General features: G+C 72.9%; 2 protein-coding genes. Both read right to left on the bottom strand.

The features are described from left to right. Positions 1-18: 18 nt before the first annotated feature. Positions 19-3,117, bottom strand: a complete 3,099-nt coding sequence (locus tag ATM97_RS20620) for an AMP-binding protein (RefSeq protein WP_218719667.1) — start codon at positions 3,115-3,117, stop codon at positions 19-21. Then, on the bottom strand, positions 3,117-21,020 hold the full coding sequence (locus ATM97_RS20615) for a non-ribosomal peptide synthase/polyketide synthase (protein WP_308248560.1): 17,904 nt from the start codon (positions 21,018-21,020) through the stop codon (positions 3,117-3,119). Before ATM97_RS20615 ends, ATM97_RS20620 begins: the two co-directional genes overlap by 1 nt. Between the last annotated feature and the right edge of the window lie 151 nt (positions 21,021-21,171).

Genomic DNA, 21,171 nt, shown 5'->3' with positions numbered 1-21,171 from the left:
TTCCTGAGGGGGTGGGGGTCAGCTCGCGGCGCGCTCGGCGGGGGTGCGCAGGTCGAACGAGTCGCTCGGGGCATCGGGGTCGCCGGTGAGCAGCCCCAGGGCGCGGGAGAAGCGGCGCAGCAGGGCAGCCGCGGCGTGATCGTCGAAACGGTCTGTGCTGTATTCCAGTTCGAGGCCGAGATTGCCGTCGGGGTCGGCGTGCGTGGAGACGATGAAGTGCACGCCGTCGGCCACCGTCGATCCGTCGAAACGCAGGGCGGTGAGTTCGAGGCCGGGAACGCCGAACGCCTCGGCGCCGGTGTCGAGATAGCTCAGCGTCACCGCGCCGAGCGGCCCGGACAGCGCGCACGACTCACTGGTCGCCGCGGTGGCCGAGGACACCACGGGATCGGGTTCGGCGCACAGGATCTCGGACAGGGTGGTCGCGCCCGCGACGGCCGTGCCCGCCTGCCAGGCCAGCAGCACCGTCATCGCGGCCCGGACCACCGCGAACGGCGGAACCGCGTGTCTGCGCGAGAGTTCGGTGATCCGCGCGCCGATCCCGGCGCCGATCCTGGCCCGCATGCTCGCCCCGCGCCCGAGCAGCGATTCCAGCGCGCCCACGGTCGCCGCGCCCACGGTGCCGAGACGAACGAGCGCGGCGCTGGTGCCGTCGATCTCCCAGCGCGCCAGCTCCCCGGTGCGGAACATCCGCTCCCCCGGGATGCCGAACGGGTTGGCGACGAACCGGTCCGAGGTGCCGCGCGGATCGTCGCGATAGCCGCGGGCCAGTTGCGCGCCGGACAGGTACAGCTCGCCGGCCACACCGGGGCTGGCCGGGCGCAGCCGCGCGTCGAGCACGTAGACCCGGCGGTTCCATTCCCGCACCCGCACGGCCTGCGGTTCGGGGGTGTCCGCGCCGGGCGCGGCGGGATAGGTGAGGGTGACGGTGGCCTCGGCCCTGCCGTAATCGTGGTGCAGCCGGGCGCTGGTCACCGCGCCGAAAGCCCGCACCTGCGCCGCGCTGAGCGGCGCGCCGAGGACGACGACGCTGCGCAGCGAGCCGATCTGCGCGCGCAGGCCGGCGCGGTGGACGTGGTCGGTGAACGCGGCCAGCCGCGGCGGGGTGAAATCGGCGGCGGTGACGCCGTAGTCGGCGACCAGACGCGCTAACCGCACCGGATCGGGCGGTTCGGTGAGGACGACGGTGGCGCCGACCCGCAACGGCAGCACGTAGCCGTGCCACTCGGTCACCTCGCCGATGGCGGCCTGATGCAGGTAGACGTCACGACCGGTGAAGCCGTGCCTGCCCTGCATGCCGGTCAACCGGTGCACGGCCGCGATGTGGCTGATGGTGATGCCCTGCGTAGCCCCCGGCGGGTACAGCACGAACGCCGGGTGCTCCGGCAGTACGGGGGTCCGGCGCTCGGCGCGGGCGATCGGCTCGTCGGAGTAGTCGGCGAGCGGCACGTCGTCGATGACGACGGCCGGAATGTCGTACACCGCACCGTGATCGCGCGAGCGCACGGTCAGCACCAGCGCGGGACTCGCGACCGGCGGCAGCACGGCGGGACTGGTCGCGGTGTCGACGGGCACCACGGCACCGCCCGCCTTGAGCACGGCGTACATCGCCACCACCAGCTCGACCGAGCGCGGGACATCCACCAGCACCGCCGATTCCGGGCCGATGCCGAGCGCGGTCAAGTGCCGGGCCAGCTGGTTGGTGCGCCGGTCCAGGTCACCGTAGGTGATGATCGAGGCCGCGCCGCCCGTGCTCGGGGCGTGCACGACCGCGGGGTCGAAAGGGGTGGCGGCGGCCTGCGCTTCGAACTCGTCGAGCAGCAGTTCCCCGGGCAGTCCGCCCTGCGGCGCCGTGCTCACCTCCTCGGCGTCGACGCGGCCGACGAATTCGAGTTCGGCCGTCCAGCCGTCGCCGGGCGGCCTGCGCCGCACGAGGTCGCCGGTGGCGAACATGCGGTCGTCGACCGGGCCGATCGGGTTGGCCAGGAAGGTGGCGGCGGTGGCCTGCCTGCCGAGGTAGCCGCGCGCCAATTGCACACCGGAGACATAGAGTTCGCCGACTTCACCGTCGGGCACCGGGCACAGGTGCTCGTCGAGGATCAGCAGCTCGACGTCGTCGGCGGCCGAGCCGAGCGGGACCGATTCGAGGTCGGCGCCGGTCACCTCGTGCGCGACGACCTCGCCCGCGGTCTCCGGCCTGCCGTAGACGTGCCACAGCGTCGCGCCGCTCACCGCGCGCAGGGCGGCCGCGGTCTTGGCGGGCAGTGGTGCGCCGCAGCTCAGGACGATCCGCAGCGAGTCGAGGCGTGCCTCGGCGTCGGGCAGCGCGGCCAGCGCGGCGAGCTGGTCGGGGTCGAAGCACGCCGCGGTGGCGCCGGTATCGGCGATCGAACGCGCCAGGGAGTCGCTGGTCGGGAGCACCAGGGTGGCGCCGGTCTGCAGGGCCAGCAGCAGCTCCCCCACCGTGGCCTGCGTGCCCAGCGGCGCGTGCCAGAGCACCGCGTCGCCGGCGCCGAGACCGCACAGCCGCTGCCGCCAGACCGAATTCGCTTGTGCGGCCCGGTGTCCGACGACGACCGCGCTCGCGCCCGCTACGTCGACGACCAGGTAGGCCGGGTTGTCCGCACCCGGACCGGGTAGGTCGTCGGCGACGAGATCGACGGTGGGTTCGGCGTCGATGCCCAGGACCGGGACACCGGTCGGGTGGGGCACCTCCGGCGCGGTGATCACCAGCACGGGCGCGGCGAGGGCGACCGTGCGCTGCCGCACGTCGGCGGGGGCGTCGGGGTCGAGCAGGACGAACGCGCCGCCCGCGGCGATCACCGCGTGCACCGCGACGACCAGGTCGACCGATCGCGGCAACGACACCGCGACCGTGGTCTCCGGCCCGACACCGCGGGCGGCCAGGCAGACCGCCAGCGCGTCCACCCGTGCGCCGAGCTCGCCGTAGCTGAGCTCGGTCACGCCGTCACGCACCGCGACGGCGTCGGGATCCTGGCGGATCTGGGTGGTGAAGGCGGCGAGCAACGTGGCGGGATCACGCCTGCGCTCGTCCGCCTGGTCACGCAGCAGCGCGTCGAGCGAGACAGCCGCCGTGACCGAATCCGTGTGCGACATCAGAGTTGTCCTTCCGAGTCGTCAGCCGACCCCGACCCGGCGATCACCGCGGCGGCATCGGTCACCAGTGTTTGCAAAGTGGTGGTGAGTCCGGACGCGCCGAGTGCGGCGAGCACGCCGGGCACCAGCCCGGCCAGCGCGACGTTCACCAGCGCTTCGGGTTTCATCGCGGCGCCCATCGCCTTGCGCACCGCGGTGAGCTTGGCGTCGAGCGCTTCGAACGAGATGGCGTGCTCGCCGTGGGCGAATGCCACGGTCGCCGGCGCGAGCCGGGCCGCCGAGCCGACGAGGCCCGGCAGATCGGCAATGGTGTAGGTACGCGGACGCGGGGTCTTCTCCGCGTCGGTGCGCACGTCGATCGCCCGCACGGGTACGGCCGGGTCGGCCGCGACGGCCGCGAGGACCTTGCGGAACCGCTCGGCCAGTATCCGGACGGTCGAAGCGTCGAAAAGGTCGGTGGCGTAGCCGAAGTGCACGTCGAGCCCGTCGAGCGCACCGGCCGCGTCGTAGCGCTGCAGGGCGGTCAGGTGCAGGTCGAACTTGGCCTCGCCGAGCCCGGGGTCCAGGATCCGCACGTGCAGGCCGGGCAGTTCGATGCCACCGGGCGGCATGTTCTGGAAGGTGAGCATCACCTGGAACAGCGGGGTGTAGGCGCCCGAACGGGTCCGGCCCAGGGTATCGACGACCTGCTCGAACGGCACGTCGGCGTGGGCGAGGGCGGCGAGGTCGCGCCGCCTGGCCTGGGCCAGCAGCTCGGTGAACGGCGCCCGCGAGTCGACCTCGGTGCGCAGCACGACGGTGTTGACGAACATGCCGACCAGATCGTCGAGTTCGCGGGCACCGCGACCGGCCACCGGGGCGCCGATGGTGATGTCGGCGCTGCCGGACTGCTTGGCCAGCAGCACCGCCAGCGCGCTGTGCACCAGCGTGAACAGCGTCGTGCCGTGCTCGCGGGCGATCTCGTCGAGGCGCCGGGTCAGTGCCGCGTCGATCTCGAACCGCTCTGCCGCGCCGCGCATCTCGCGCCGGGTGGCGCGGGGGCGGTCGGTGGGCAGGGCGAGCAGTTCGGGCGCGCCGGACAGTTCCCTGGTCCAGTAGTTCAGCTGCTGGGTGAGCACGCTGTCCGGGTCGGCATCGGTGCCGAGCAGCTCGTGCTGCCAGGCGCTGAAATCGCCGTACTGGATCTCCAGTGGCGCCCAGCCGGGCGCGCGGCCTTCGCTGCGATCGACATAGGCGCGCACCAGATCCCGGGTGAGCGGAGCGATCGAGTAGCCGTCGGCGCTGATGTGATGCACCACGACGACGAGCACGTGATCGTCCGGGCCGAGACCGTAGAGCGCCACCCGCACCGGCGGCGCGGCGGTGATGTCGAACGGCTGGGCCACCAGGGCGGTGATCCGGGCCTCGACGTCCTCGGCGGCGACCGGGATCGGGGTCAGTTCGACCGCGGCCGACCAGGCGGGCATCACCTGCTGGACCGGACCCGCCGCCGTGTCGGGGTAGCGGGTGCGCAGGGTGTCGTGCCGCGACAGCAGGTCGCCGACCGCCGATTGCAGGGCGGGCAGGTCGAGCCGGCCGGTGAGCCGGATGGCGGCCGGGATGTGATAGGCCGCCGACTGCGGCGCCAGCTGGTGCAGGACCCACATGCGTTGCTGCGCGGGCGAGAGCACGGCGGGTCCGTCGCCGGTGCGCCGGGTCAGCGGCGGACGGGCGGCCGAGCGATCCAGGCCGCCGAGCCGCTCGGCCAGCGCGGCCACGGTCGGGGCGTCGAACACCTCGGCCACCGGCACCTGGGCGCCGAGCGCGGCGCCGAGCCGGGCGGCCAGCCTGGTCGCCATCAGCGAGTTGCCGCCGAGGGCGAAGAAGTCGTCGTCCAGGCCGGCGCTCGCGCAGCCGATCACCTCGGCGAAGGTCCGCGCGACCAGTTGCTCGGTCGCGGTGACCGGCGCGCGGAAGACCGCCTCACCGAACTCCGGCTCCGGCAGTCGGGACCGGTCGACCTTGCCATTGGCGTTGAGCGGCAACGACTCCAGCACGACCAGGGCCGCGGGCACCATGTAGGCGGGCAGTTCGGCGGCGAGCTCGCCGCGCAGTTCGGCCGCCACGGCCTGCTCGTCGCCGGGGGTGAGGTCGGCGACCGCGGCGTAGGCGATCAACCGCGCCCCGGCCCGTTCGTCGGTCCTGGCGACGGCCACCGCCGCGCGCACGCCGGCGCACCGCAGCAGCGCGGTCTCGACCTCGCCGAGCTCGATCCGGAAGCCACCGATCTTCACCTGGAAGTCGGCGCGCTCGAGGTACTCGAGGGTGCCGTCCGCGCGCCACCGGACGATGTCACCGGTGCGGTACATCCGGGCACCCCCGGCGGCTCCGGCCTGGGTCGGCACGCCACGGGCAGCTGTTTCGGCGGCCGGCGGAGCGAAGGGGTTGGCGACGAAACGGTCGGCGGTCAGCGCCCGGCGGCCGTGGTAGCCGCGGGCGAGTTGGTCACCGGCCAGGTACAGCTCGCCCGCGACCCCGACGGGAACGGGGCGCAGCCGGGCGTCGAGCACGTAGAGCGCGCTGTTCCAGGCGGGCGTCCCGATCGGCACGACATGCGAGAGGTCCCGGGCCACCGCGTATTCGGTGATGGACACCGCCGCCTCGGTCGGCCCGTACAGGTTGTGCAGACGTGCGCCGGCGTCGCAGGCCAGGAACTGGGCGGCCGTGGCGGCGGGCAGCGCCTCGCCGATGGCCAGGACCGCGCGCAGCGACTCCGGCAGCGCGGGTGTGGCCTCGGCGGCCAGCAGCATGCCGACCAGTGACGGCACCGCGTGCAGCACGGTGACGCCGTAGCGGGTCATGGTGTCGCGCAGGCGATCCGGATCGCGTTCGTCGCCGGGGCGAGTGACGATCAGCGCGCCGCCGCAGGTCAGCGGTGACCAGAACTCCCAGACCGACAGGTCGAAGGTGGCAGGCGTCTTGAGCAGCACCCGGTCCGCGCCGGTCATGGCGAAGCGGTCGTGCAGCCAGGCCAGCTGGTTGACGATCGCCGCGTGCGGCACGGCGACGCCCTTGGGCTGACCGGTCGAGCCGGAGGTGAAGATGAGGTAGGCGGGATGGGCGGGACGCAGGGGGGCGATGCGCTCGGCATCATCCACCGGTGCGTCGGAAAGCTCTTCCAGCGCTTGGTGATCCAGCTCGAAGACGGGCACGTCCACGGCGACCGGCAGGCCGTCGGCGGCCGTGGTGAGCACGCACAGCGGCGCGGCGGTCGCCACGATGTAGGCGATCCGGTCGACCGGATGATCGGGGTCGATCGGCACGTACGCGCCACCCGCCCGCACCACGGCGTGCATGGCGATCACGAGGTCGAGCCCGCGCCGCATGGCCAGCACCACCGTGCGCTCCGGGCCGACGCCCTCGGCGATCAGCAGCCGGGCGATCCGGTTGACCCTGGCGTCGAAGGCCGCGTAGTCCAGCGAGGTGCCGGTCTCGGCGTCGACCAGGGCAGGCGCGCCGGGGGTGGCGGCCGCCTGGCGCGCGCCGAGCTCGGCCAGGGTGACCGCCGCCACCGGATGCGCGGTGGCATTCCAGGTGTCGAGCAGCAGGCCGCGGTCGGCGCCGAGCAGGTCGAGGTCGCCGACCACGGTGTCCGGTGCGACGGTGACGGATTCGAGGATGCGGCGCAGCTGGGTGGCGAACCGCTCGGCCGTGCCCGCGTCGAACAGGTCGCTCGCGTAGCCGAGCGCCATCTCGATGCCCGCGGGCGCGCCGTCGGCCGTGTAGTGGTCGAGGGCGAACAGGTGCAGGTCGAATTGGGCCACGCCGGAATCGAATTCGATGTCCGAGACGGTCAGGCCGGGCAGCTCGAGCTGTCCGCGCTCATGGTTCTGGAACGAGTAGCCGACCTGGAACAGCGGGTGCCGGGCGGTGGAGCGGGCCGGGTTGAGCACCTCGACCAGGCGCTCGAACGGGACGTCGGCGTGCGAGAACGCGGCGATGTCGGCGGCACGGGCGGCGGCGAGCAGGTCGGTGAACGGCGCGTCGCCCGCGACCGGGGTGCGCAGCACCAGCGTGTTGACGAACATGCCGATGACCTCGTCGAGTTCGGCCTCGCCACGGCCCGCGTTCGGGGTGCCGACGGCGATGTCGGCGGTCCCGGAGAGCCGGGCCAGCAGGGCGGCGAAGGCCGCGTGCACCACCATGAACAGCGTGGCGCCGTTCCCCCGGCCGAGGGCGACCAGGGCGGCGTGCAGGTCGGCGTCGACGGTGAAGCTCACCTTGTCGCCGCGCAGGCTCTGCCGGGCCGGGCGGGGCCGGTCGGTCGGCAGGGTCAGCTGGTCGGGCAGTCCGGCCAGCTGGGTACGCCAGTAGCCGACCTGCTGGGCCGCGACCGACTCCGGGTCGGCCTCGTCGCCGAGCAGTTCCCGCTGCCACAGCGCGTAGTCGGCGAACTGCACCGCCGGCGGCGCCCAGCAGGGCGCGGTGTCGGCCAGGCGCGCGGTGTAGGCGCGCATCAGGTCGGCGACGAACGGTGCGATCGAGGAACCGTCGGCCGCGATGTGGTGCAGGACGGCGGCGAGCACGAATTCACCCGAGGCCGGTCCGGCGGACGCGGCGGACGCGGCGGCGCCCACCTGGAACAGCCGCAGCCGCACCGGGATCTCGGCGGTGACGTCGAAGGTGGTAGCGGCCAGGTCGGCGATCGCGCCGGGCAGGTCGGCCTCGGTCACCACGATCGGGTCGAGTTCCGGAATCGCCTGCGCGGCGGGGGTGATCGACTGCACCGGCGCGCCGTCGACCTCCGGGTACACCGTGCGCAGCGATTCGTGGCGGGCGACCAGGTCGGCCACCGCCGCGCGCAGCGCGGCGACATCGAGGTCACCGGACAGCCGCAGCGCGAACGGGATGTTGTACGCCACCGAGGCGCGATCGAAGCGGTTGAGGAACCACATCCGCTGCTGGGCAGGCGAGAGCGGCAGCTGCTCGGGGCGGGCCCGGCCGACCAGGGCGGGCCGGTCGACCTTCGCCTGGGCATCCACCGCCGCGGCCAGTTCGCCGACGCGCGGCGTCTCGAACAGCGCGCGCACGCCGACCCGGCGATCCAGCGCGGAGCCGATCCGGGCGACCGCCTTGGCGGCGAGCAGCGAGCTGCCGCCGAGGGCGAAGAAGTCGTCGTCGGCGCCGACCGGCTGATCGTCGGCGCGGGTGCGGCCGAGCACCTCGGCGTACACCGCGGCGATGATCTCCTCGGTGACCGTGCCCGGCTTGCGGTAGACGGTGGTCTCGAAGACCGGCGCGGGCAACGCGGCCCGATCCAGCTTGCCGTTGACGGTCAGCGGAATCCGCTCGACCGCGACGACCGCCGCCGGGAGCATGTGTTCGGGCAGCGTGCGGGCCAGTTCCTGGCGGATGGCGGCCGCGTCCACCCGGCCGGTCTCCGGCCCGGCGACCAGGTAGGCCACGATGCGCGGCTCGTCGACCAGGTCGGTGCGCACCAGCACCGCGACCTCGCGCGGCGCGACCGAGCTGGCGAGCAGCGCGGCCTCGATCTCACCGAGCTCGACCCGGAACCCACGCAGGTTGACCTGCTGATCGGCCCGGCCCAGGTACTCCAGCTCGCCGTCGGCGGTCCAGCGGGCCAGGTCGCCCGAGCGGTAGGCGAGGCTGCCGGGAGCGCCGTAGGCGTCGGCGACGAACCGGCTCGCGGTCAGGTCGGGCCTGGCCAGGTAGCCGCGCGCCAATTGCGCTCCGGAGACGTAGATCTCGCCGGGCACGCCGACCGGCACCGGCCGCAGGCGCGAATCCAGCACGCGCACGGTCAGTCCCGCGAGGGCACCGCCGATGACGCTGGCCGAACCGGTCTCCGGGGTGATCTCCCGGTAGGAGGCGTGCACCGTGGTCTCGGTGATGCCGTACATGTTCACCAGCCGCGGCGAGCGCGGGTAGCGAGCGAACCAACCGGCCAGCCGCTGCGGTTCCAGCGCCTCACCACCGAAGATCACCGTGCGCAGGGCGTAGTCGCCGGGCGCGACGGCCAGATCGGCGGCGACGAGCTGGTAGAACGCCGACGGCGTCTGGTTGAGTACGGTGACCCGCTCGGCCAGCAGCAGCTCCCGGAACTGCTCGGGCGAGCGCGAGGTGAAGTAGTCGACCAGCACGATCGAGCCGCCGGTCAACAGCGCGCCCCACAGCTCCCACACCGAGAAGTCGAAGGCGTAGGAGTGGAACATCGTCCACACGTCCGACGGGCCGAAGCCGAAGTGGCGCTCGCTGTTGTCCAGCAGCGCGAGCACGTTCGCGTGCGGGATCACCACGCCCTTGGGACGGCCGGTGGAGCCGGAGGTGTAGATGACGTACGCGGTGTTCGCGGGCACCAGCGGCGCGCGCCGGTCCGCCGCCGTCAGCGGCGTGGCCGCGAAGCCGGTGAGGTTCTCGGCGGCGGGGTCGATCACCGGTCCGCCGAACCAGTCGCGGGCCAGCCCGGTGTCCGCGTTCGCGATCGCGCACAGCGGGCGGGCGTCGTCGAGGACGTACTCGATGCGGTCGGCCGGGTAGTTGGGGTCGATCGGCAGGTAGCCGCCACCCGCCTTGAGCACCGCCAGCAGCGCGACGGCCAGTTCCACCGACCGCGGAAGGGCCACGGCCACCAGGGTTTCCGGGCCGACGCCGGCGCCGACGAGACGCCGCGCCAGCCGGTTGGACCAGGCGTCGAGCTCGCCGTAGGTGAGCGTGGCGCCCTCGGCCTTCACCGCGACGGCGTGCGGGTGCCGCGCCGCGATGGCGGCGAACCGGTCGAGCATGGTCTCGGCGCCGGTGGCGACCGCGTCGCCGGTGGTGGCCCAGTCGTGCAGCATGCGCTGCTGCTCCTCGGCGCTGAGCAGCTGGATGTCCCCGACGACCACGGTCGGATCGGCGACCACCGCGGCCAGCACCTGGGTGAACCGGCGCGCCAGCACGGCGATGCTGCCCGCGTCGAACAGGTCGGTGGCGTACGCGATCTCGATGGCCATGCCGTCGGCGCGGCCGTCGACATCCCCGGATTCGGTGACGGTGAACTGCAGGTCGAACTTCGCCACGGCGGCGTCGAAGTCGATCGGTGCGACGCGCAGCCCGGCCGCGGTCAGCGCGGGCACGGTGAAGTTCTGCAGGACCAGCGCCACCTGGAACAGCGGGTGGCGGTTGCGCGCCCGCGCCGGGTCGACGGCGTCGACGACCTGCTCGAACGGGATGTCCGCGTGGGAGAGGGCGTCGAGGTCACCGGCACGGACGGCGTCGAGGGTGGACTCGAACTCCGCGCGCGGGTCGATCTGGCTGCGCAGCACCAGGGTGTTGACGAACATGCCGATCAGCCCGTCCAGGGCGGCCTCACCGCGCCCGGCCACCGGGGTGCCGATGGCGATGTCACTACCGCCGGAGAGGCGGGCCAGCAGCACGGCCAGCGCGGCGTGCACGGTGCTGAACAGGGTGGCCTCGTGCTTGCGGGCCAGCTCGCGCAGTTCGCTGTGCAGATCGGAGTCGATCTGGAAGCGGTGCACCCCGCCACGGAAGCTGGATTCGGCCGGACGCTGCCGGTCGGTCGGCAGCTCGAGCTGCTCGGGCAGACCGGCCAGGCCGCGCCGCCAGAACGCCAGTTGCGCGTGCGCGAGCGAGTCGGGATCGCTCGCGTCGCCGAGGTTCTCGTCCTGCCAGAGCGCGTAGTCCGCGTACTGGACCGGCAGCGGCGCCCAGTCGGGGGCGGTGCCGTCGCGGCGGGCGGCGTAGGCGGTCATCAGGTCGGCGGCCAGCGGCCCGAGGGAGAAGCCGTCGGCGGCGATGTGGTGCACCACCAGCACGAGCACGTGCTCCTCGGCGACCGCGAACAGCGTGGCGCGCAGCGGGATCTCGGTGGTGAGGTCGAACCGCACCGCCGCGCAGGACAGCAGGCGCGCGGGCAGCTCGCCCGCGCCGATCGGCTCGGCGCGCAGCGTGAGATGCGCGGCGTCGGCGACCAGTTGTTCGGCGCCGTCGGGGCCGTCCGGGTAGCTGGTGCGCAGGGTTTCGTGCCGATCGATCACATCGGCGAGGGCCGCTTCGAGCGCGAAGATATCGAGCTCGCCGGTCAGCCGCAGAGCGACCGGGATGTTGTTCACGGCGTCGCCGGAGCCGTCGGCGTCGGCCAGGTAGCGGTTGAGGAACCACATCCGGCGCTGCGCGGCGGAGAGCGGAATACGCCGCGGCCGTTCACGAGTGGTGAGCTCGACGCGCCTGCCGGTGCCGCGCAGCGCGGCGCAGCGGGCGGCCAGCTCGAGCACGGTCGGCGCGTCGAAGAGCAGTCGCACCGGGACCTGGGTGTCGAGCGCGGCGCCGAGGCGGGCCGCCACCTGGGTGGCGTTGAGCGAGTTCCCGCCGAGGGCGAAGAAGTCGTCGTCCAAGCCGACTTCCCGGTCGGCAGGGAAGCCGAGTACCGCGGCGAAGGTGGCCGCCACGATCTGCTCCACCTCGGTGACCGGGGCGCGGAAGACCGCGGCCTCGAACACCGGCGCGGGCAGCGCCTTGCGGTCGAGTTTGCCGGAGGCGTTGAGCGGGAACTCGGTCAGCTCGACGAAAGCCGCCGGGACCATGTAGGCCGGGAGCGTGCGGGTCAGCGCCGCGCGCACCCCGTCGACGTCGAGCTCGGCGGCCGGCACGAGATAGGCCACCAGCAGCTCGTCGCGGACGACGACCGCCGCCTGTCCGACCTCGGTCAGAGCGCCCAGCGCGGCCTCGATCTCGCCGAGCTCGATCCGCAGACCACGCAGCTTCACCTGGAAGTCGGTGCGGCCCAGATACTCCAGCTCGCCACGCACGACGCGGTCGGAACCGGTAGCGGAATGGGACCACGCACGGCCCTCGGCCGCGTCGTTCTCGAACACCGCGGTCCAGGCGACCAGGTCACCGGTGCGGTACATGCGCTCGCCCGTGGCGAACGGGTCGGCGACGAAACGGTCGGCGGTCAGGTCGACCCGGCCCGCGTAGCCCCGCGCCAGTTGAGCGCCGGCCAGGTACAGCTCGCCGGGGACGCCGACCGGCACCGGTCGCAGCCTGCTGTCGAGGACGTAGACGCGCGTGTTGTGGACGGGCTCGCCGATCGGCACCGAGACGACATCGGCGGCGGTCACCTCGTGGAAGGTGACGTCGACGGCGGCTTCGGTCGGACCGTAGAGGTTGTGCACCGTGGCGCCGGTCAGGGCGTGCAACCGGTGCGCGGGCGCGGGCGGCAGGGCCTCGCCGGAGGCGAACACCATGCGCAGCGAGGCGCACCGCCGCGCACCCGCCGGTGCCGAGTCGAGGGCCGCGACGAAGACCGACAGCATCGACGGCACGAAGTGGGCGACGGTGACCGACTCGGCCTCGATCAGCTCGGCCAGGTACGCCGGGTCGCGATGCCCGTCGGGCCGGGCCAGCACCAGGCGAGCGCCGATCTGCAACGGCCAGAAGAACTCCCAGACCGACACGTCGAAGGTCGCCGGGGTCTTCTGCAGGACCGTGTCGGCCGCGGTGAGCCGGTAGGCGTCCTGCATCCACACCAGACGGTTGACGATCGAGGCGTGCGAGACGACGACGCCCTTGGGCTTGCCGGTCGAGCCGGAGGTGAAGATCAAGTAGGCGGCATGGGCCGGGGTGAGGGTGCCCAGCCGGTCGGCGTCGGTGATCGGCCCGGCCGGGTAGTCGGTGGTGTCGAGCTGCTCGAGGTCGAGCACCGCGACCGACGTCGTCGCGGGGAGATCCAGTTCGTCGGCGGCGCGGGTGAGCACGCACACCGGCGCGGCGGCGTCGATGACGTGCGCCAGGCGCTCGGCCGGGTGCTCGGGGTCCAGCGGCACATAGGCGCCACCCGCGGCGAGCACGGCGTACATGGCCACGACCAGGTCGGTCGAGCGGCGCATCCCGAGGGCCACGGTGCGGTCGGGCCGCACGCCGATCGAGATCAGCAGGCGGGCGAGGCGGTTCACCCGCTCGGTGAACTCGCCGTAGGTGAGCGATTCGTCCGCGCAGGTCACCGCGGTCGCACCCGGGGTACGCGCCGCCTGCGCCGCGAACAGCGACACCAGCGTCATCGTCTCGTCGACCGGGTACGCCGTGGCGTTCCAGGTCTCGAGGATCCGGGTGCGCTCTGCGGCGCCGAGCAGGTCGATGTCGCCGATCACGACGCTGGGATCGGCGCTCACCGTTTCCAGCACCCGCAGCAGGCGGGTACCGAAATCTGTGATGGTCTGCGCGTCGAACAGGTCGGTGGCGTACTCGAAGCGGGCGAGCAGGCCGTCGGTGGTCTCGCGCAGCGTCAGCTGCAGGTCGAATTTGGCGGTGCGGGTGTCGATCTCGATCTCCGCAGCGGTCAGCCCGGCCAGTTCGAGTTCGGTCCTGGAGTTGTTCTGGAAGTCGAGCATCACCTGGAACAACGGGTGCCGGGCGGTGGAGCGCTCGGGGTTGAGCGTCTCGACCAGCCGGTCGAAGGTGACGTCGGTGTTGGCCAGCGCGCGCAGATCGCCCTCGCGCACCGTGCCGACCAGGTCGGCGAAGGTGGTGGCGAGGTCGATCCGGGTACGCAGCACCAGGGTGTTGACGAACATGCCGACGAGCTCGTCGAGCGCCCGGTCGCCACGACCGGCCACCGGGGTGCCGATCGAGATGTCTTGCTGCCCGGACAGTTTCGCCAAGGTGGCGGCGAACGCGGCGTGCAGCACCATGAACAGCGAGGCCTGGGCATCGGTGGCGAGGGCGCGCAGCCGCTCGGTGAGCGCGGCGGGCACCGCGAAGGTGTGCCGGGCGCCGCGGCCCGAGGCGACGGCAGGGCGGGGGCGGTCGGCGGGCAGGGCGAGCACATCGGGCAGTCCGGCGAGTTCGGTTGTCCAGAAATCGATCTGGCGCGCCATCGGCGAGTCCGGGTCGTCCTCGGCGCCGAGGGCTTCGCGCTGCCACAGCGCGAAGTCGGCGTACTGCACGGGCAGCGGCGTCCATCGCGGCGCGGCACCGGCCAGGTGGGCGGCGTAGGCCACCATCACGTCGCGGGTCAGCGGCGCGACCGACCAGCCGTCGGCGGCGATGTGGTGCAGCACCAGCACGAGCACGTGCTGGTCGGCGCCGATGCGCAGCAGGCGCAGACGCACCGGCGGTTCCTGGTCCACCGCGAACGGCACCCCGGCCAGGGCGCGCACGCGGTCGTCGAGCGTGGCCGGGTCGATGGTCTCGGGCTCGAGCGTGATGGTCAGCTGGTCGGCGCCGAGGATCTGCTGGAAGGGGATGCCGTCGACCGCCGGGTAGCGGGTGCGCAGCGCCTCGTGCCGGGCGAAGACCGCGGCGACCGCGGCGGTCATGGCGGCATGGTCGATGGTGCCGGTCAGCCGGATCGCGGCGGCGATATTGTCGGCGACCGAGTCGGCGTCGAACTGGTTGAGGAACCACATGCGCTGCTGCGCGTAGGACAGCGGAATGCGCTGCGGCCGTTCGCCCGCCACCAGCGGCGGCCGGGTCGCGGTGGTCTCGGCCGTGCCGAGCGCGGCCGCGAGGGCGGTAACGGTCGGCGCCTCGAACAGCGTCTTCAGCGAGACCGTGACGCCGAGCGCGGCACCCAGGCGAGAAGCCACCTGGGTGGCGACCAGCGAATTGCCGCCGAGGGCGAAGAAGTCGTCGTCGGCGCCGACCCGCGCGAGACCGAGCACCTCGCCGAACACCTCGGCCACCACGGTCTCGGTGCCCTCGGCCGGCGCGCGGAAGGCGCGGGCGGCGAAGACGGGTGCGGGCAGCGCGCGGCGGTCGAGCTTGCCGTTCGGGGTCAGCGGCAGCGCGTCGAGCACGACGAACGCCGAGGGGACCATGTGCGCGGCAAGGGTGGCGCGCAGCGTCGCGGTGAGTTCGGCGCCCAGATCCGGCACGGCCGGTTCGGGATTCGGCACCACGTAGGCCACCAGCTGATCACCGCGATGCGCGTCGGCCCGCACCAGGACCACGGCCCGGCGCACCGACGGCTGGGCGAGCAGCGCCGCCTCGATCTCGCCGAGCTCGATCCGGAAGCCGCGCAGCTTCACCTGGTCGTCGTTGCGGCCCAGGTACTCCAGGGTGCCGTCGGCCGTCCAGCGCACCAGGTCACCGGTGCGGTACATGCGCGCACCCGGCTCCCACGGGCAGGCGACGAAGCGGCCCGCGGTGAGCGCGGCCCGGCTACGGTAGCCGCGCGCCACCTGGGCCCCGGCGACGTACAGCTCACCGGCGACCCCGGCGGGCACCGGCCGCAACCGGTCGTCGAGCACCCACTGCGCGATGCCGCGCAGCGGCGTACCCAGCGTCAGCGGCGAATCCGCTGTGAGCGGTGCGCTGATATTGGTCGCGACGGTCGTCTCGGACGGGCCGTAGGCGTTCACGAACGCCCGGGACACCGAGCCTTCGGTCCAGCGCGCGACCAGGTCCGGCGGGCAGGCTTCGCCGCCGACCATCACCATGCGCAGGTCGTCGAGCTGTTCGGGATCGAGCACCGCCAGACCCGAGGGAGTCATCAGCGCGTGGGTGACCTTCTCCTCGGCCAGCAGCTGCGCCAGTTCGGCGCCGACGTGACGACCCGTCGGCGCGATCACCAGGGTGGCGGCCGAGTTCACCGCGAGCAGCAGCTCCATCACCGAGATGTCGAACGAGGGCGACCCGACCTGCAGCACCCGTGCGTCGGCGGTACCGAACATCCGCTCGGATTCCTCGGCGGCGAAACCGGCGATGCCCGCCTGAGTCACCAGCACGCCCTTGGGCAGGCCGGTGGAGCCGGAGGTGTAGATGACGTAGGCCAGGTGCGCGGGGCGCAGCGGCCGCACCCGGTCGGCGTCGGTGATCGGATCGCTGGAACGCGCCGCGCACTCGGCCATCAGCTTCAGCTCGTCGAGCACCAGCCAGTCGGTCGGGCCGGGCAGCGCGGACTGCGCCTCGGACACCGTAAGACCCACTCGCGCGCCGGAATCGGTCACCATATGGGTGATCCGATCGAGCGGGTAGCTCGGATCGACGGGCAGCCAGGCCGCGCCGGCCTTGGCGATCGCCCACACGGCGAGCACCGATTCGACGGAGCGCGGAATCCCGACCGCGACGATGTCGTCGGGGCCGACCCCCCCGTCCACCAGCACCCTGGCCAGGCGCGAGGACGCGCGGTCGAGCTCGCGGTAGGTGAGGGCACGATCGCCGTCGGTGACCGCGATCCGGTCCTGACCGGCCGCGACGGCGGCGGCGAACAGGTCGGGGAGCAGACCGGTGGCGGTGACGGGTGCACCGCGCATGCCGGTGAAGCGGGCGTGCTCGGCTGGCGACAGCAGCGGCAGGTCACCGACCGCGGTGGCGGGGGCGGCGACGGCCGCGGCGAGTAGTCGCACGAACCGCGCGCCCAGCGCGACGATCTCGGCGTCGTCGAACAGGTCGGTGGCGTAGAGGGCGACGGCGTCGATGCCCGCGGGTTCGCCCGCGGCGCCGCGACGTTCGTCGAGGGTGAGCTGCAAGTCGAACTTGGTGATGTCGAGTTCGATCTCGTGCACCGATACCGGCGTGCCGCCCAGCTCGAAGCGGGTGTCCAGCCCGGCCTGGAAGTTCAGCGCCACCTGGAACAGCGGATGGCGGGCCTGCGAGCGCGCCGGGTTGACCACGTCGACGAGCCGGTCGAACGGGACGGTGGCGTGCGCGAACGCGGCCAGATCGGTTTCGCGGGTGTGCTCGAGCGCGGCGGTGAAGCTCGCGGCGGGGTCGATCTCGGTGCGCAGCACGAGCGTGTTGACGAACATGCCGATCAGATCGTCGATCGCCCGGTCACCACGGCCGGCGACGCCGGTGCCGATGGCGATGTCGCTGGTGCCGCTGAGCCGGGCCAGCAGCACGGCCAGCGCGGTGTGCAGCACCATGAACAGCGACGCGCCCGCCTCGTTGGCCAGCTCGGTCAGCTGCCGGTGCAGGCCGGCGCCGATGGTGAAGCCGGTCCGGGCGCCGCGCATGCTCGGCGTCACCGGTCGCGGCCGGGCCGAGGGCAACTCCAGCTGATCCGGCAGGCCCGCCAGTGTCCGCTCCCAGAAGGCGATCTCGCGCGAGGCCAGCGACTGCGGATCGGTCTCCGAGCCGAGCAGTTCGCGCTGCCACAGGGCGTAGTCGGCGTACTGCACGCTCAGCGGCGCCCAGCCGGGCGTGAGCCGCGCGGTCGCGGCCTGGTAGGCGGTGAGCACGTCGCGCACCAGGACCTGCAGCGACACACCGTCCGCCGCGATGTGATGCAGCACGACGGCCAGCGCGCACTCACCCGCCGCATCGCCCGCGACGACGAAGATCCGCGCCCGGAACGGCGCCTCGTGTTCCAGATCGAAACCGGCGGCGGCGAATCGGGCGAGTTCGGCGTCGAGCTCGGCCACGTCGACCGTGGTCGGCTCGTCGATGCGGACGATCCCGGCGTCGCGCACGACCTGCTCGGCCACCTCCCCGCCGGGCACATCGACCGCGGGGAACACGGTGCGCAGCGCCTCGTGCCGTTCGACGACGGCGGTCAGCGCGGTGACCAGCGCGGACAGATTCGCGGCGCCGCGCATCCGGACCACGAACGGCATGTTGTAGCCGGGCGCGGACGGATCGAAGCGGTTGAGGAACCAGATCCGCTGCTGCGCGGGCGAAAGCGGGATCAGCGCGGGGCGCGGTCCGGCCGCGAGCACCGGCAGCTGGGCCGTGACGCCGGCGTCGGCGCGCTCGGCGACGGCGGCGGCCAGCCGGGCCGGGGTGGTCGCGCCGAACAGGTCGCGCACCCCCAGCCGGATCCCGAGATCGGCGCCGAGGCGGGCCGCCACCTGGGTGGCCACCAGGCTGTTGCCGCCCAGGGCGAAGAAGTCGTCGTCCCGGCCGATCCGCTCGATCCCGAGCACCTCACCGAACACCCTGGCCACCGTCTGTTCCACCGGCCCGGCGGGCTCGGCGTAGGCGACGACGGTGCGGGCGGGCGCGGGCAGCGCCTTGCGGTCGAGTTTGCCGGAGGCGTTCACCGGCAGGGCGCCGAGCAGTACGAACGCGGCGGGCACCATGTACGCGGGCAGCGCGCGCAGCGCGGCCTCGCGCAGCAGTTCCACCGCGACCGCGCCCGGCTCGGCCTCCACCACGTAGGCGACCAGCTGTTCGCCGACGCCCGCGTCCCCACGCACGACGACGACGGCGCGCACCGCGCCCTCGACGCCTTCGAGCACGGCCTCGATCTCGCCGAGCTCGATCCGCAGACCGCGCAGCTTCACCTGGAAGTCGGTGCGGCCCAGGTATTCCAGTTCACCGTTGGTGGTCCAGCGGACCAGGTCGCCGGTGCGGTACATCCGCTCGCCCGGCGCGTCCAGGTCGGCGACGAACCGCCCGGACGTCAGCTCGGGCCTGCCGACATAACCCCGGGCGAGCTGTACCCCCGACAGATACAGCTCACCCGGAGCCCCGACCGGTACCGGCCGCAGCCGCGAGTCGAGAACATGGAGCCGGGTGTTGAACACCGGCGCGCCGATCGGCACCGTGGTCCGGTCCGCGTCGTTCACCTCGTGGAAGGTGACGTCGACGGCGGCCTCGGTCGGACCGTACAGGTTGTGCAGCCGCGCTCCGGTGAGCAGCCGCAGCCGCTGCGCCAGGGCGGCGGGCAGTGCCTCACCCGAGGCGAAGACCAGTCGCAGCGAGGAGTGCTCGGCGATCTCCTGCTGGGCGAGAAAGGCTTCCAGCATCGATGGCACGAAATGCGCGACCGTGACGCCGTATTCGGCGATCACGCCGCGCAGGTAGCCGGGATCCCGGTGCCCGTCGGGCTCCGCGAGCAGCAACGTCGCGCCGATCTGCAAGGGCCAGAAGAACTCCCACACCGAGACGTCGAAGGTCATCGGGGTCTTCTGCAGCACCACGTCGACGCCGTGCAGCCGGTAGGCCTGCTGCATCCACACCAGCCGGTTGACGATCGCGGCGTGCTCGACCGCGACGCCCTTGGGCAGACCGGTCGAACCGGAGGTGAAGATGACGTAGGCGGGATGGCCGGGGCGCAGCGGCGCGGTGCGGTCGGCGTCGGTCAGCGGGGTGTCGGCGTAGTCGGTCAGCTCGAGCGCGTCCACGGCCAGCACCGGCAGCGCGTCGGCGCCGGGCGCGCCGTCGCGGGAGGTGGTCAGGACGGCGGCCGGGGCGGCGGTGGCCAGGATGTGGGCGATCCGCTCAGCGGGGTGATCGGGGTCGATCGGCGCGTAGGCCGCACCGGCGGCGAGCACCGCGTACATGGCGACGACCAGCTCCGGCGAGCGCCGAATGCTCAGCGCCACCAGCGATTCGGGGCCGATGCCGTCGGCGCGCAGACGCCGGGCCAGCCGGTTCACCTGCTGGGCCAGCTCGCGGTAGGTCAGGGTGGCGGCGTCCTCGCCCGCCATCCGCACGGCGACGTCGTCGGGGGTGCGGGCGACCTGGGCCTCGAACAGCGCGGGCAGCGTCGCCGACGCCACCGCGCGCTCGGCCAGGGCGGCCGCGACGTCGAAACCGGTCGCGTTCCAGATCTTGGTGCTGACCTGGAGTTCCAGCTCGGTCGCCACTTCGATCGCGCCGATCGCGGTGTCCAGGTCGGCGGCGGCGAGGCGCTCGAGGAAACCGAGGAATCGGGAATGATGCCGGGCCAGGGTATCGGCGTCGTAGAGGTGCGGGTTGGCCTCGAAGTCGACGTGTACGCGATCGCGATCGCCGTAGTAGACGTTGAGGCTCAGGTCCTCGATGGGGCCGGTGGACAGCACCCGGTAGCGGCCGGTGGTGGTGCCGAGGGTGAGGTCGCTGCGGAAGAGCATGAAGTTGGCGAGCGGGCCGAACAGCGCGCGCCGGGCGGGGCGGCCGTCGTCCTCGGCGTCGCGGCGGATGTCCTCGGCGCGGTAGCGCTGATGCCGCAGCGCGCCGGCCACCTCGACGCGGGCCGCGCGCAGCAGCTCGCCCCAGGTGGTGGGGGCCCCGGCGGCGCCGGTGGGCAGGCGCAGCGGCACGATATTGGACAGCATGCCCGCCGAGCGGCGCATCACCGCGGTGGTGCGCGCGGTGACGGGCAGGCTGAGCACCGCGTCCGGGCGGTCGGTGAGCCGGCCGAGGTAGGCGGCGAAGGCGGCCAGCAGCACCGCCGAGATGGTCGAATCATCACTGGCGGCAATGGTTTCCAGCCGATCGACCAGCTTCTCGGAGAGCCTGCCGCCGGTCACCAGGTTGATCGCGGCGCGCGGCGCGGTACGGCTGTCGAGGCTGGTCGGGCTGTCCAGGCCGGCGATGCGCTGGGCCCAGTGCTCGCGGTCGTTGGCGAAGCGGGTGCTCTCGCGGTAGCGCTGTTCGCCGTCGACGAGGTCGGCCAGGTCGCCCGGGGCCGCCGCCTTGGCCTCGGTGCCGAGCACGCGGGCGGTGTAGAGCTCGGCGATGCGCTGGGAATTGGTGAAGGCGCCGTAGCCGTCGAGCACGATGTGGTGTCCGCGCAGGTACCAGAACCAGCGGTCCTCGCCGACGCGCAGCACCGCGCCCGCCACCAGCCGGTCGGTGAGCAGGTCCAGCGGCGCGCCGAACTCCGCGCGCATCCACTCGTGGGCGGCGGCGACGGGGTCGTCGTGGTGGCGCAGATCGATCAGCGGCAGCTCGTTCTCGACCGGGATGGTGTGGTCGACGACCTGGTAAGGGACACCGTCGGATTCGCCGATGCGCACCAGCGGGGAACCGTAGGTGTGCGCCGCCTCGGCCGTGACCTGTTGCAGCACAGCCGCATCCAGCTCACCGGTGATGTCGACGTACTGGGCGATGGTGATCGGGACCTCGGGGTCGAGCAGCTGCGCGTACCAGACTCCCAGCTGGGCCGGTGTCAGCGGGAACGGTGCCGACGCCGTGGCGGCGACCTCCGCTTCCTGCGGTCGCGCGCTGAACCCACCCAACTCCGTACCGTGCACCAGAGCCTCCTCGAATCGCGAAAAAAAGCAGAGGCGAACCGTTTTCGGGCAGCACGAAGACACCTGAGGTACTCCGTGGAGCGAGAAATTCGCCTGTGAGCGCAGTGGGCGCAACCGCCACACTCGCGCAGGATCCCCGACAGATCATGTG

Source organism: Nocardia sp. MH4 (genome assembly GCF_019266065.1).
In the GTDB taxonomy this organism is placed as follows: Bacteria; Actinomycetota; Actinomycetes; order Mycobacteriales; family Mycobacteriaceae; genus Nocardia; species Nocardia canadensis.
The sequence above is the reverse complement of the archived record's forward strand: the minus strand, read 5'-3'. Positions and strand labels throughout refer to the sequence as shown.